Source organism: Providencia sp., assembly GCF_052096715.1.
In the GTDB taxonomy this organism is placed as follows: Bacteria; Pseudomonadota; Gammaproteobacteria; order Enterobacterales; family Enterobacteriaceae; genus Providencia.
Genome location: NZ_JBQDNB010000006.1, coordinates 53362 through 69725 on the forward strand (window position 1 = coordinate 53362; position 16364 = coordinate 69725).

Annotated in this window: 6 protein-coding genes; 1 reads left to right on the top strand and 5 read right to left on the bottom strand. The window is 36.2% G+C overall.

Going from position 1 to position 16364, the window contains the following annotated elements:
- The first annotated feature begins 171 nt into the window (after positions 1 to 171).
- The gene (locus tag ACTH6U_RS07000) at positions 172 to 1362 is read left to right on the top strand and encodes an amino acid aminotransferase (protein WP_294107312.1); all 1191 of its coding nucleotides are present in this window, start codon (positions 172 to 174) and stop codon (positions 1360 to 1362) included.
- Between the two features lie 89 nt (positions 1363 to 1451).
- On the opposite strand, the gene ACTH6U_RS07005 is transcribed toward ACTH6U_RS07000, so the two are convergent.
- The 5 genes from ACTH6U_RS07005 to aphA form a co-directional block, all read right to left on the bottom strand.
- Positions 1452 to 10976, bottom strand: coding sequence for an anthrax toxin-like adenylyl cyclase domain-containing protein (locus ACTH6U_RS07005; RefSeq protein WP_441831897.1), 9525 nt, complete (start codon positions 10974 to 10976; stop codon positions 1452 to 1454).
- An 815-nt stretch (positions 10977 to 11791) separates the two neighbouring features.
- On the bottom strand, positions 11792 to 12439 hold the full coding sequence (locus ACTH6U_RS07010; protein WP_441831898.1) for an MBL fold metallo-hydrolase: 648 nt from the start codon (positions 12437 to 12439) through the stop codon (positions 11792 to 11794).
- 39 nt (positions 12440 to 12478) lie between these two features.
- Complete coding sequence (locus ACTH6U_RS07015) at positions 12479 to 13027, bottom strand: YcbK family protein (RefSeq protein ID WP_294107315.1); 549 nt, start codon at positions 13025 to 13027, stop codon at positions 12479 to 12481.
- 304 nt (positions 13028 to 13331) lie between these two features.
- A complete protein-coding gene (gene ldtD / locus ACTH6U_RS07020) occupies positions 13332 to 15059 on the bottom strand; it encodes a L,D-transpeptidase (protein WP_441831899.1) in 1728 nt (575 codons plus the stop codon).
- 301 nt (positions 15060 to 15360) lie between these two features.
- Positions 15361 to 16074 carry an acid phosphatase AphA gene (aphA, locus tag ACTH6U_RS07025; protein WP_294107317.1) on the bottom strand — a complete coding sequence of 238 codons (714 nt, stop codon included), beginning with the start codon at positions 16072 to 16074 and terminating at the stop codon, positions 15361 to 15363.
- Between the last annotated feature and the right edge of the window lie 290 nt (positions 16075 to 16364).

Sequence of the window (16364 nt, forward strand, 5' to 3'; positions counted from 1 at the left end):
GTATTACTGGCGATTACTGGTCGTATTGCAGGCAATATCTATCTAGTTCACAAGATCTCACCAATTATCGGTAAAACAGTTGGCAAATCCCTTCGCTCACGTTACCCTGAGAACTCGACATTTTCGGCTAAACCACCTTTCAGCTAACAACAGAGCTTTGGAATCGATAACATGTTTGAAAAAATCACTGCTGCCCCTGCGGACCCTATTCTCGGTCTTGCTGATAGTTTCCGTGCGGATCCTCGAGATAACAAAATTAACTTAGGTATTGGCGTCTACAAAGACGAATCAGGTAAAACACCTGTGCTTGATACTGTTAAAAAAGCAGAGAAATTTCTGCTTGATAACGAAAATACTAAAAACTATCTTGCTATCAGTGGAATGCCTGAGTTTGGTCGAGTCACCCAAATATTACTATTTGGTGAAAACCATGAAATCGTAACCTCTAAACGTGCACGCACTGCACAAGCGCCGGGCGGTACAGGTGCATTACGTATCGCAGCTGATTTCATTGCAAAACAAACCAATGCAAAACGTGTTTGGATAAGCGGCCCAACTTGGCCTAACCATAACAATATTTTTGAAGCCGCTGGTTTAGAAGTTAAAACTTATAGCTATTACAGTGCCGCTAAACATGATATCGATTTTGAAGGTATGATAAGCAGCCTAGCAGACGCTACAGCGGGTGATGCAATCGTACTGCATGGTTGTTGCCATAACCCAACAGGTATCGACCCAACAGCCGAGCAGTGGTCTATTCTCGCAGACTTATGTGCAGAAAAAGGTTTACTGCCTATTTTTGACTTTGCTTACCAAGGTTTTGCCAAAGGCTTAGATGAAGATGCTGAAGGCCTGCGTATTTTCACCAAAAACAATCCAGAAATGATTGTCGCGAGCTCTTTCTCGAAAAACTTCGGCTTATACAACGAACGTGTTGGCGCTTGCACCATTATCGCCAAAGACAGCGATAACGCAGAGCGTGCATTTAGCCAAGCGAAAGCCGTTATCCGTGCTAACTACTCAAATCCGCCCGCTCATGGCGCAGCTGTTGTCACAACCATTTTGTCTGATGAAAATTTAAAAGCAGAATGGATCCAAGAACTAACATCAATGCGTGAACGTATTAAACGTATGCGCCAGCTGCTCGTAAAAACGTTGGAAGAGAAAGGCGCTAAACAAGACTTTAGCTTCATCATCAACCAAAACGGTATGTTCTCATTCAGTGGCTTAACCAAAGAGCAAGTAGAACGCCTGCGTAGCGAATTTGGTATTTATGCAGTAAGCTCTGGTCGTATTAACGTCGCTGGCTTAACACTTGAGAACATGGTTCCTTTGTGTGATGCGATTGTAAAAGTGCTATAAGCCAAGCTTATCACTTTTTGCGGTTTAACCGTTGATATCATCAATAGGCCAGTCAGTGAATTCTCTGACTGGCCATTTTTTAGAGATGGTTATTTAAGGTTGCTGAGGAAGTGCTCTGTTATTTGTGCCGCCCCCCAATTTTTTCTATAATTACCATTCTTTATCGTAGAATCAAGGTTACTTTCATAGGCTATACGTTGCTCGGCGAGTAGCTGTATCAAACGTTCAACGGTTTGATCTATATTTTGTTTTGATAGCAGCCTGTGGTCGTTAAGATAATTCACCTCGGTTACATTAGCCACTTTATTCAAATGGTTGTTATGGCGTAACGTCACGACTCTTCCACTCTTTGATTCATATTTCGTTTCAGTCACCGTTGCGGATAACTGATTGCCATCGGTGTCGTTACGCTCAAAACCAATCAATAGCAGCTTATTTCGCCCAGCAAAATCAGTGACCGTCACATCCCCTTCACCATGGCCACTGATAATGTAGAGATCATCTCCTTTATCTGCCGATAATTGGTCTTCTCCATCTAATGAGATCAACACATCCTGATGCATACCCTGTGCCAATAAAACATCATTACCTTGCCCACCATACAGCACATTCTCTCCGCCAGTCGCAATCAGTTTATCATTACCACCACCACCTTTTATCACACGACCGTACTCAGTCATATCCATGATCTCATCATTGTCAGATAAAGCATCAATGAACCAGTTATCTCTCCTACTGTCAGGCTGTAGCGTCCTTCCATCATTACCCGCTGTTAGCATTACGGGTTTCACGGTCAGCCCTTTTAGCGTGTCAGCCAGTTTCTCAGTTGGCTTCCAAGTAGCAAGCTCTCCGAAATGCTTTTCTTCATGCAATTTTTTAGATAAATAATTCACGAGCGGTGTCATACCATCACCTGTGGATGCAATAAATTTTTCATCCAATCGTTCATAATGATGAATGTTAAAATTAGCCGCGCTGTCATCGCTAGGTCGTTTAATTTTGACAATTTTACCGCCTGCTGAAGAATAGAGCAGGTATTCCTCATTACTTTGCTTTATCGGATCGTCTTTAAAGTTGACCAAGTGAATATGATTGTGCCCCGCATCATCTACAATATAAACCCCACCCGCCTGGTTACCCTCAATCACATAATGGTCACTTCCCTCCCCACCCATTAAAGCATCACTGCCATCACTCGATAACAGTAGGTCATCACCTAGCCCACCGCTAACCGAATTAATCCCAGCGCCGCCATACAGAACATTATTTCCGACTGAGGCCTTAATATTATCATCACCCTTACCACCTAATAGGACGTAACTGTCTAAGCTTCTGCTGATAATTATATCGTCACCATTCCCCCCATCAATAACATGCTCTTCTGATATATAACCTGCAGGTAGGATTATTTGGTCAGCGTGGTCACTGCTCTCCATGACGGGTTTTATTGGCGTTATAAAGCCCTCCTTTAGATTCACTTTAAATACGTTGCTGTGTTTATCTTGCAGTAAAACAACCTCCGTCAGGTGCTCTCCGACATTAGTAAACTTGATATCTAATTGTTTTTTCCCTGAATTATTAATAGAGTAAATCTCATAGCCATCCATGTGTAGTGAATAACCATTCTCAGTCGGCAATAATAAATTCACACTATCCGATTTAGTAAAACTATCCTTCACTTTAGAAAAGTCGAACACAATTTGCCCATATTCATCTTTTCCTTGCACAATTTGGTAAGTATCGATTCCACGACTAATTTCAATATAACTACCACTCTTGATAAGTGGTAATAAATTATTTTTATCATTGCCGTAATAGGATAAATGCTCAGCACGGCCAATCGGGGTAAACCAACCCCATTCAGGGGCAATATGGCAACGAGATTGATTTATCGTTATACAATTAGCTAGCTCATCTATTTTGACGGATTTATGTTCAGGGGCTGGTAACTGATCATATTCTTGAATATAACTTAAGCTGAAATATTGATGAGGTCGTGTTTTATCTTGTTGAGTTGTCATCACCCAACCATCACGTGTTTGTAGCTGATAGATATGATGCAGCGTTTTCGAATCGCCATCTGATTCAAACACATTTTCTAACACAATTGATACTTCACTTTCTACATTTGCAAAACTTTGTCCACCAATCACGTGGTCCGCCAATTTTATTGTTAAGACCAAGTTATTACCACTTAACCGTATTTGTATTATTTCATCTAAGGAATATTCTAAATTGACTCGGCTTTGTGAACGATTATATTCATTAATCATTACTTCCGTTTGATATATTCTATTACCCTGTATATAGACAGGGTTATGATACCTTCGAGTTTTAACAACTTTTTCTTTTATGTCAAAATAACGTTCTGTAAGATAAAAATCACTAACATGTTCAGACCAGTCAAAACGGCGAATACGATAGCTATCATTACCATCACCACCTAGCGCTCTACCTTGGGTTAAAATAAGCAGATCATCGCCTCCTTTTCCTTCCAATACATCAAAGCCAAGCCCACCATCTAATATATTAACCGCATCATTTCCCTGTAAAGTGTCATCGCTATTTCCCCTTACCACCACATTTTCCATTGCTTGTAAGTTCGCCGCTGGAATAACGATAAGAGAACTTTGTTCCTGATAATTCAGCGTATTTGCATTTAAATCGACAAGCACCTGATGGTTCTTCGGTAAGCTATCAATAATGACGGTATCTTGCCCACCTTGACCATCTAAATATTTAGTTGGTAATTTCCCTCCGCGTGACATTAATGAACTTACGCTACAATCACGCATAAAAAATAAATCATCGCTGTCCCCACCTGCGAAATATTTTTCACCAAGTAAAACCTGAAAGGAATTTTTTTGTGATTTTTTTCCGATAAGCACATCATTACCATTAGCTGTATTCCAACTTATCCCTTGGCTAAATGTGCTTTCTATATGTAATGCCGTGCGATAAGTATTATTCACCAAATTTTCACTAAAGAAGCGTTCATCAGCGCTAATCAAGCGCTGCCCAAACACACTAAATTGAGTATTGGTTGAATAAAAATTAATTTGTTCTGAAGCTGAATTCTTTAATTGCCTATCTAGGGGCAATGATAAATTATTATCTAGCACCTGATGCCGGACTTTAAATTCATCAAATAATGGGTTCTTATAACTAGTATTTAAAGAATAATGCTCATTAGTCGAGACTCTGCCTATCGGCTTAAGGTCTATTATCTCTTTAGCTTCCCGCTTAAAATGAATCTTTTTACGATAATCTGGCTCAATACTTTCATAGCTTTTATAGAGAGTTTTTAAACGTTTAAACCAGCCTCTATTTCTAGCGAGTTCAATTTGTAAAATGAAATCGGCTTCTTCAGCTGTAAACGTAGGGGCTCCATTACGTAAAAAACAGAAAACAATATTTCCTGATCCTAATTTTTCAGTAGAGAAAGTTCCATGGAAGTAATTCCTATGATTATCAACTAAATAATATCTCTGCAAAGGTTCAGAGATGGGTTTTTCAACAATACTGAGGTGATGACCAAAACCTGCATGCTGAATATTACTTTCGAATAAAATCAGATCCCTATCCCAATCTTGATTTTTGAATGCATTAATCTGGTGTTGATTACTCATCTCTTGCTGACTACGTAAGGTTGGCTCCAAACCAAAAGCGCCTCGGATCCCTTCTTCTAATTCGCGATCCCAGTCAATATCAATAATATTTTTAATATTTTCAACAGCTCGGATGCCGTTATAAACCCAGCCCCCCACGAGCAATACTCCTCCAACAACTAATCCTATAACCGGAATAGTCGAAGAACCGACTAAGACGCCAATGACAGTCACCCCATTGATCACCGAACCCACAATAGAAAAAGTGGCATTAACAATAATGTCTTCACGCTGTTTAGGGTCTGTTACACTGTCCAATTTAGATAAACTGTCGTAAGCTTGATAGGCATCAATTCCCATCCCTATCAAATTGAAGATCACTACCGTGCCCATTGCAAGTCTTGACCGGAACAATGAGCTTGTCCCCTTACTCGATGCGATACTTAATAGCATTGGTTGCACTATCATATCGCCATAATTAAAAAAGGCAGACGCAACAAGTAAATAAAACTGCTTCTCTAACTCTTTACTTTCTTCAACGCTAATATCGGGATTATCCAATTTGGCCAAAATAGCATAAGCGCTAATCAGACTTTGGATCGCACCAGCCGCTCCCATGACTTGCCCAGCATGATTTGCAATACGATGATATTTAGGAAGCTTGTTACCCGCTTGACGAACCTTGAGTAATGTGGAGGACGCAACAGCGTCCTGTTGAGCATCGATATTGCTCGCTAAATATTTAAACTGTTTTTTCAGTGCTCCCGACTCAGCAAAGTTAGCTTTCCGCTCGACGAGTTGGTAAATATCTGCTGATTTTAATTGCTCATGAAACACTTTAATGAAAGAGAGATCCTCTTTCCCACCCTCCATTAAGGTAAAGTAGGTCGATAATTTCTCAGGGGAAAAGCGAATTTTTTTATGTTGTCCACCCACATCGAAATCGCTAAGAGAAATTGTTCTTCCCTCTATTGTGGCGCCTAATTGCTGTAATTTTACAAAAGAAACTTTTTCCCCATTGATAGTAACCCAGCGATTTTTAGGTAGGGAAAACGCAGTTTGCTCTATAATCGATTCTCGTTGATTTTGTAATGAGGGCAATACCTTTTTAATATTTTTAAAATCTAAATCAATAACCTGGAAATCAGCTCTAAAATTGCCATTCTTCATTACTTCGAGCCCGGCATTTTTTCCTCTCGCAATAAATTTTCCATCCGCAAGTTGAATATCTTCATTAAAATAATGTTTAATTTTTTGTTGGAATTTCCATTGAGCTCCCTCAGACGTTCTATTTTTAATACTAAATTGTATCCCTTGAGGATCAAATAAACTAATTTCATGACTTCCATTACGGTTGACTTGCATTACCGTATAAGTAGCTGATTTTCCTTTTATGAAAATAATTGCATTGCCAGAACCGGAGACGGTTGAAAATAAGTTTAATAGCGACTGATCAACCACCAATATACTATTTTCACGAACGACGGTATTAATATAGTGGCTATATTCATCCATTTTTATCAACAATGATCTTTCTGCTGATGTTAATGTACCTTTAAATTTAATTCTCTCAAGCTGTGCTTTTCGCTCAATAATATCTCGCGCCGTATCGCTACCCGTAAAATAAAATTCAATGCCATACATTCCCCCCAGAGTTTGGTCTATCACTCTAGGTTGATCCACTAAACGGATAACATCATGGTTAATTAACCCCACTTTATAACCATAACTTAACAGCTGATTAAATTGCTTCAATCGCTGTGCTTGGTTATTTTCATAGGTTTTAAACACTTCACTAAACGAAAGTCTCCTTAACTGAGCCTCTTCTGCCACTAAATTAGATGAACTAAACTCTTTTAGGTTATTGCTTAATAATATGAATTTATTATCATCAGTGACTAAGTCTAAAACTTTACCTTTATTAAACTCAACTCCATTAAATCCATCCCCAGCCGGAAATATTTTACTCAATAATAGTTTTGAGTTTTCACTTAAATTATTTAATAACGATAAATCATTTTTTATCTCAATTAATAGAGTATGAATATACTCGGCTTGTTGCTGATAACTATTTGATAGTGAAGATTCAAGAAGCAAGTTCATTGACAAAGTATTAAAATCTTTATTTTGACTCAAAATATCATTCAATCTTTTATTAATTAATGGGTCTGATACTGCGATTTTTAATTTTTCAATATCAACCCCTCCATTTTCATCTGAAAAATAATTTAATAAATAAGGATGTTCCACCTTAGTGATATCTTGAATTAAAACCTCTTTTAACGATATTTTTTCCAGTAACGTAATCAATGACTGATGTGAATTTCCGCCTAAAAATGATGTACTCTGAGTATCATTATTTACACTAGCAAGATGGTGATTATAATCATGCGTATATTTGGATTTAACCTCGGAAGTCATACCATGCGATTTAAGATTTGCAGATAAGTCCATAAGAAACACTTTATGCTCCGCCGCGTCAGTTATCATAGCGGGGCCTACTGAATGATATAAAATATTTTCAGGATTTATTAATGGATATTTATTTTTCAGTGCCAATAATTCAGATGCCAATTTACCAGTTGGTTTTCTTATAATATCAGTATCACCAATAATTACCCAATTAGTTATTTTATTTTCCTCTACTAAAGAAATTAAATCCGCTGAACCATACTCTAATATACTTTTTTTATTTTCAACATCCATCTGGAAAATTAACGTATTATGTGGGTCCCTTGCAGCTAAACGTTCTGATTGCAATAAGCCTTTTCTATCATCCGTTAAGCGAATAATCACTGTTAATTCTGAAATATTTTGAGCTGTAATATTTGATACTCGGTTAAGAATGCGTTCAGAACTCACCATTTTCCAAATTGGTGTTTCTTTAATTCCTAATTCATTAATTTTTTCATTAAAGGTAAAATAAAAATCATCAGGTAGATTACCTTTATGTATTTTCAATTCATTAACAAATAATTTATAGGCATCATGGTTATAAATAACTTTCTTTAATAAATCCATATCAAGGGTGCGCGTATCTAGATCCCTAAATACGCGCATAGGATCTGGTTCAATATAATCATTTAATTGATTTAACGTAATCTCACCACGGCGAACTTCATTAATAAAATATAACACACTAGATTTACCATTAATTATAACCTGCTCTGAACCTGTATTATATTGATAAGTAAACTTGTAACCATCTGTACTTACCGAATCACTATCACCATCAATAGGCATAACTAATTTATTCCCCAAGTAAATATTACTTACCATTCTATTGTAAGCAACAACGGGAATTCTTACATTATACTCAGCTAATAAAGGAATTGTTTTTATTACAAAATTTTCATTAGGTCCACCTCGCGCTAGGTTGCACCCTAGCAAGACTAATTTATCTGGAGATTTACTTTTTAATATTTTATTTTGTAAGTATAAAATGCTATTAACATATTCTGCAGCATTCTTTCCAGCATATAACGTTGGCTCATTATTCCCATAATAAATACCATGCCCAACAGTTATCCAGCGTACCTTACCTTTTTTTATCCTTTGAAGATCCCCATGTAATATTTTATATTGCTTATTCGTCATATTATATTGAATAACCATGGAATCGTCTGGGTGTTTAGAAAAAGCATTACCTGTTGCACGAGCTGCAATTTCATCACCTTCAATTTGAATAATTACATTATAATCATATTCAGTTGGTTTTATTTTTCTTACTGTTTCAGCATCCTGCTGCTGTAATTTTCGATATTTATCTATTGGATCAGACCAATGCTCAAGTGACTCAATACTTGATGATTGCTCACCAGCTAATACGCCATTATTATGTGTATTTATTTCATCTAATTGAATATCACCAAAGCCCATATCTAATTGCGCAATAGGTTTACCGAAGTTATTATCAATATATCCTTTTTGATTTTCTTTCCCCTCAATAAAATTCTGATCAACAATAGGGATGCTTTTCTTACGCTGTATCTCTCTTCTAGCATTAATAAAACTATCTGATATTTTTCTTTTTGGATTAAAGTAATCAGCATATTCCCCTTCACACCAGTTAGCATTGAGAGGAGCACGATATCCCTCATTAATTAATAACTGTTGAAAATTTGATAGGCTTTCAACATCATTAATAATAACCGTACCCGATGAATTCATTTGGAAATAAGTATCTATCGATTGGCTTGTTCCTGATAATTTATTTTTTCCTTTGAGTTTATCCGGTAAGAAAAAGGTAATTGGGAAGTTATCTTTCATCACACTTCCAGGATTAGCATCATCAGCCCCATGATGAACTAACTCTAATCCAACAGGGCGCCCTAATTTTTTATTTAAATCTCGATTAATCTCCTTGATTTTTGTATTAGTAATACCATTATCTTTCCCCTCTCTTTTATTATATTCAACCTCAGTCTGATAGAGCTTTTTCTGTTCATTCGTGAGTTCATCATAGTTAACACTCGCCTTCCATTCTTTCCATGAAGGCATTTCTGACACTCTAACATAATGCTCTAGCTCAGAAACTGAAAAAATAACACTAAAAAGATCATAATCTGCCGTCATCGCTTTTCCCGTTTTAGGGTCACCGACCACAAGGAAAGGATTTATTTTATTACCAGATAGATGATAGACTTGCCATACCTTACTTTCTCCTCGAGTTATATTTTTAAGAACAAAATGATAGGATACATTATCCACCTTTGCACTTGTTCTACTGCTGTATTCTCCCCAGCTTACATCCACCAATGGCTCCACTACCTTATATTTAAGTAGCTCATTCATACGTTCATGAGTTACTTCAAGTATCACCGCCTTTGCATGCCCTTGCTCAATAGACTGTGTTACATAATCATTATATTTCTCTTGCTCATCCCGAGCTGATTTTTTGGCAAACTGCTGTAAAATAGGAATAAAGCCACTATGAGGTCCCCAATCTGAACTTTTACCTTTAATCGAGAGCCCTTTACTGCTATACAGACCAGAAGCAATTAAACTTGTCGATTTATAATCAATAGGCCGCATACCTATAATAATATTATAGTCATTGGCAACTTGTGTAATGGCTCGTTGATGATTTTCTGGGATCCCTGTAATAGGCTTGGGTTCATTATTGGACAACGGTTTTAAATGCAAGTTGACACTAATATAATCCCTTGCAATGTTTTGATTATTATGACTCTTATTGATATTTTCAAAGGTCTTGATATCGAAATCTTTATTTATCGAATAAATTTTGTATCCATCTTGAGAGATAAAAACATCTTTTTTAATTTTAGATATAGTTTCAGGATTATTAACTATCCGTGTATAAAGGTCTTGTCCATCTAAAATATCCGTATATGCTATAAATTCGACACTCCCTACGATAACCTTAATTTTTAGTAAACAATTTTCCGGATTGAATTCTTTATATATTATTTTGCACTTACTCCCTTCTTGCTGATAAGTGATTTTTCTTTCAGCTAAAAGTACATTTTCAGTTATTTTTAAACTGATTTTATTTATTTTTTTAAAACCACTCCCACTATTCCAATTTTTTTTAAATTCACTAACAGTTATATTATAATCATTATCAAAAATAGGTATTTTATTTTTTTCAGCATTTATTTTAATGTGATCATCTAAATAAGAAAAAAAATCAATCTGTTTGTTAATCGTCGTAACACCACTATTAGGATCAAAGAATGAATATTCCCATGATTGATTTTTATTGTTATATTTTGCGCTAACAACAACCGCGTGGTTACCTAAAATCAATTGATAATAGAGTGGTGTTTTATTTTTAGCTGTATGAGCAATAATGACGTCCTTAAATCTCTTTACTGTCGTTCCCTCTAATGTATTAAATGAATAATTCTGATGTATATTATTCCCTTTAATACCTCGCTGGTTATTTGTTAGCTCTAACTTTAAATAATTATCTCTATTAATGCTTTCAGATATCGAGTCAATAAAAAAATGCGCATCAGAGACCGAGTATTTACTTTCTGACAATAAATTCCCCCGTATAAATTTTTCTTTTAATTTTAAAAAAATAGGGTCAGAACTAAAAACTTCTCCTTCCTTTGTATTAAAAAAATCCTTATTAGCATATAATGCATTAATATATTCTTTAAATTTTATTTTTTGGGACTCATAAATATACTGATAATAAATTTTATTTTTTTCATTAACCTTCGTAGCTTTCTTTAAGTTTTTATCAATTATATCATTAAAATAATCACCAAACATTCTATTGTTAATTTTATCATAGGTTAGGCCATCAAAATAATCCCTATTTCTTAAAGAGTTATCACGAATTGCTTGGATTTTAATAAAATCATAAATATACTCATTCAATAGAACTTGGGCATGCATTTTCAAAGCGTCATATCTTGCTTTATCTATTGCAGATAAACCCACTCTATCATAACTAGTAATATCATATAAATAATTCAACTGCTGAATATAATCAGCACCTTTATCGTCTATATTATAGATTAAAAATTCATTTGCCAACCCATAACAATAACCTGCTGATTTACTATGATTGATACCATACTCAGTCATAATATTGGTAAAGAATGATTTGTTTTTAGGGGCATTAATATAATTATACAAATTATATTGCATGAAATTTATAGTGTAGTTATTACCTTTCATTTATTAATTATCCATAGTTGTTATTTAACATAAAAAAAATAACAAAACCAATAATTTTATTCTATAAACAAAATTAAATTAGGAGTAAATTTATCTACACTCATAAAAATAAAAATGCCTCATTAATGAGGCATAAATAAATAATATAATAAATTAAGTTAAATTAATTACCAAACAGGCTGTTCATCTTGCAAAAACGGATTGGTCTGACGCTCATGTCCTAAATTAGACATTGGGCCGTGACCCGGAATGAATTGATAATCATCACCGAGCGGCAATACCTTGTTTTTAATCGAGGAGATTAGATCTTGATGGTTGCCGCGAGGAAAGTCACTGCGTCCAACGCCGCCTTTAAATAAGACATCACCCATGGATATCAGTTTATCTGCGTGATTGACAAAAATAATGTGTCCTGGTGTATGCCCCGGACAGTGCAACACATCAAAGCTGATATCACCACAGGTTATCTTATCACCTTCTTCTAACCAATAATCTGGTGTGAAGTCTGGGCAATCGCCAATATAAAACATCGCATTTTGTTCGGCTAAGTTTTCAATCCAGAAAGCATCTTCTTTCTGTGGCCCATGAATGGGAACTGAGAAATGTTTTGAAAGTATAGCTGAAGCACCGATGTGATCGGAATGACCGTGGGTTAATAGAATTTTAGTCAACTTCAATCCACGGCTTTCAATTGCAGAAATTAATTTTTCTGCCTCACCGCCCGGATCGACAATGACAGCTTCCATTGAATTTTCATCCCAAATAACATGGCAATTTTGCATAAAGGGTGTTACTGGGATAATAGTATATTTCATCGAGCAATTACTCCGTAATCTGTGTCACCTATGCACAGATTACCATGTTCTTGCCGGTCCTGTATCGATATGTACGAAATTGCTTCTTGGATAATAACCTACACCGCCAGCTTTCATTTTTAACGCTGCTTTACGGATGTTACTTAGCTGTAAACCTTCAATATGAAAATCCATTGCTTGACCACGGGTATGATAGCTTTTTTTCGCCACACCAGAGCCTTTTTTACGTAATGAATTATTGGTTTCCAATGAGCGATATCCAGAAATTAACTGAACCGGTTTATTAGTTCCCATCAACATCTGTAATAAATAAATTTGATCGAACAGCTTAGGGTCGATAGTTTTCACTTTATCGCAACGGTAATCACGAAACATGTGATTCAAACGCGCAAGCTCAGATTTGTTATAACTGCGGCCATTGAAAAATTCAGTTTTTAAAAATTCGCCAGTATTGAGATTTTCAAATCGTAGAATTCTTGGTCGTGGTGTCGTCATGGCAGCAAATACATGGCTAGGTAATAAGCTGAGGCCGATAGTAGCCGCACCAATTCCCAACCACTTCCTGCGGTTTTGGTCAATTATATCCATAGGTGATAACTCGGGTCTTCGTTATTTAAAAAGAAACATCAGAACTGATTCAGTTTAGCAAATGATATTTAGCTTTAATGTATAATTATGTAAATTAATGCATAAAATAAACAAATTTTATGTCATTTACGCTAAAAGGTGAGTTTTATCACTAAAAATCATTCAATGATAATTTAGCTGCACGTCTCAACTTGTGAACTTAGCTTAAATAATAAAAAATATTGAGCAATGGAATTGATGTGAATAGTTATGAATCGCGATGAATATTCAGGGAAGTTACCTTCCCTGAATAAAAAGAAATGGATTAGCGCAGAATACTTTTTATAGCTGGCAAATATTTTTCCGTACCATCAATGCTCTTATCATATTGATAAATATCAGCACGATATTGCGCTTGTTGATCTTTATCCACCCAAGCCGTTTGATAATACAAATAAACAGGGATTCTATCCGGTATATTCACATAACGCGTTGAGCCTTCTTTTAACGCACCATCAATACGCTTTTGCTCCCAACCCGCATCACCAAGCAGAATTGTCGCTAATTCACTGGCTTTATTCACGCGCACACAACCTGAACTTATTGCCCTCGCATTACGATTAAATAAGCTGTGGTTTGGCGTATCATGTAAATAAATCGCATCCGAGCTTGGCATATTAAATTTATAGCGGCCTAAAGAGTTTGTTGGTCCCGGTGCTTGTCTGACTCGATATGGAAAATTCGCGGGTGTAATATTTTCCCAATCAATAGAGTAAGGGTCGATTTCAAATGAATCCTGTCCCCATCCTGAGTAGACCGTATAACCTCTGCGGCTAAAATAGCTAGGATCTTGCTTCCCTTTTGGCGCGATATCTTTACGTGCCATACTAGTTGGCACACTCCAAGGCGGGTTAATCACCACATTATTTAAAGCGCTGCTCATAATCGGTGTTTTACGATCCGCGCGTCCGACAATCACTTTAGAGTCTAAAATGACCTCATCGTTTAAATAAAAATCTAGCGAGTAACCGGGAATATTGACTAAAATACCAGTGCCATTACTTGCTGGTATAATACGTAAGCGTTGAATATTTAATGCCATCAAGGCGGCTTTTTGTTTTGGTTTCATATTCAACCAAACTTTAGAGCCTTTACCCACCACACCATCAGCATCTAAGCCATATTGTAATTGGAATTTTTTTACGGCTTCAACAAGATCATTGCTATATAAACGAGCTGCTGCCGTCGCTTTGGCGATTTCCTCTGGCGAAGCCGACGCATCAACTTCTGTGGAAATAGCACTGCTATCGAGCAATCCATCACGATATAAGATTTCTCTCAAGGTAATAACATCATCACTTGATTGCCCAGGCTTTAATGATGTCGTGCTGGTAATTTCGAGCGCATCTTCAGTCATGGCGAGCTGTTTAAGCATTTCTTCGCGCATCGGCTGGTACAGCGGATGATTAATTGCTTGGGACTTAACCCACGCTCCTAACCTATTTTCAGAAGCCGCATCGAGCCAAGGTTTCATTTGCGGTGCTGTTGGCGCTATTATTTTATATGGACGACTAGTATATAACCAATATTGGCCACTTGCCTCAACAGAAGATAGGTATTGTATATAGCCCATCATGGCATCAGATAAAATGACATCTCGGCCTAATTCACTTAATTGGCTATCTTCAAGTAACAACAACCACTCACTAAACTGAGGTTGCACCCCTGAAAGTGAAAGTTCAGCTAATTGTCGTTGAAATTGTTCGATAGCCGTTTCATCTTGCCACAACAACTTCATTTGCCGATCGGCATATATTTTAGCCAGTTGTGTGGTAAAAATAGGTTTAACATCAGCCGGTAATGACGATGTTATCTTTACCAAACTTTCTGCTGGTGTAACCGTGACCACTTGATTCAATTCAACAACTTGTGGCTGCTGCATTTCCGTCGTATTTAACTGCATATTTTCTTGTTCTGAAAATGCAGGAAATTGTAATGTCATCAGCCCACAGATTACCGAGACTTGCAGAGCTTTCACTCTTCTCTTTGCCATACATCCACCTTAAGTTACTACATGGATAACAATAGTTTTTATTATAGTTGCAAATTTATTGTATTTAATTTGAAAACGAATGTTATAGGAATAGACTAATTTTGTCTTTATTGAAAGACAAAATAGCATTAAGAATGGAAATAAATAAGAATTTAACTAATGAATAAGATCATTTTCAGTTTAAATCGACTAAAAATATCTGAATACTGAATATTGATGACTTTTATTATTTAATTTTCGGTATTTAATATAAAAATAGCTAAAGGCAATAAATACCTTTAGCTATTGATATTAAACAATTTTAATATTCTGAGTTGATAACAACTTCTTCACCAAACTGACCTGCTTTTGGCAATGGCTGGTAAGATGAGTTTGCCGCTCTTAACACACGAATTCCACGGATATTTAATTCTTTTGCTGCTGCGATATCTGCATCCGCATCACCATAATAAATAGTCAGCTTGTGATCACGCATCCAGCTGACTTTATTATTTTGTCCTGGCTCATCACCGGCAAAAATAACAGGTTGCATTTTATCTGCAGGGATAGCTAAACCTTCTTGTACGTATTTAGTCACAGTTTCGGTTTTAGTTTTTGTACGACCCGTAATGAAGTAAACAGTGTCGCCTCTCGCTAGGTGCATTTTAACTAAATCTACACCTACTTGTTTAGGCATACTGAATTGATCCCACTCGTTATTCATTTTTTCCCAGAACTGAGGATTTTTCAGATAGCTATAATCATTTGGTGAAAATTCAATTTTTCCGCGATAAAAACCTGGGCTTGAAAATAAAACAGTATCGTCGATATCAAATCCGACCGCCATTGGCGCTTTACCATCTAAACTTTTTTTAATTTGTTCAATTGAAACCCAATTTACTGGCTGCTGTTGCGCTAATTCAATAACAGTAACACCGGGACTAACCGTTGCTGGCATTGGGATCTTAGCTTGAGATGCAGCTGAAAAGCTGAACGCTAAAGCAATGGCGCTCAACGTTAGGGTAATTTTTTTCATCTTTAATCCTTGTTTAAGTTTATCCCGCCAATTAACCATTCTTTACTTTTATGGATAAACGAGTTGGTATCAATACAAACAAATACTGCATATCACTTATATTTATGAGGGTAATAAATAAATAGAGCAGCAAATACTGTGAAGTTAAATCACAAGTGCAATGATGATATGAGTTTTTATTACATTAAAATGAGACTAATATCTCATTAATGCTATCTATTATCGACTGGTATGATAATTATGTGACCCATGCAATTATTTTGTGCCACAAAATATTCATCGTCTTCATC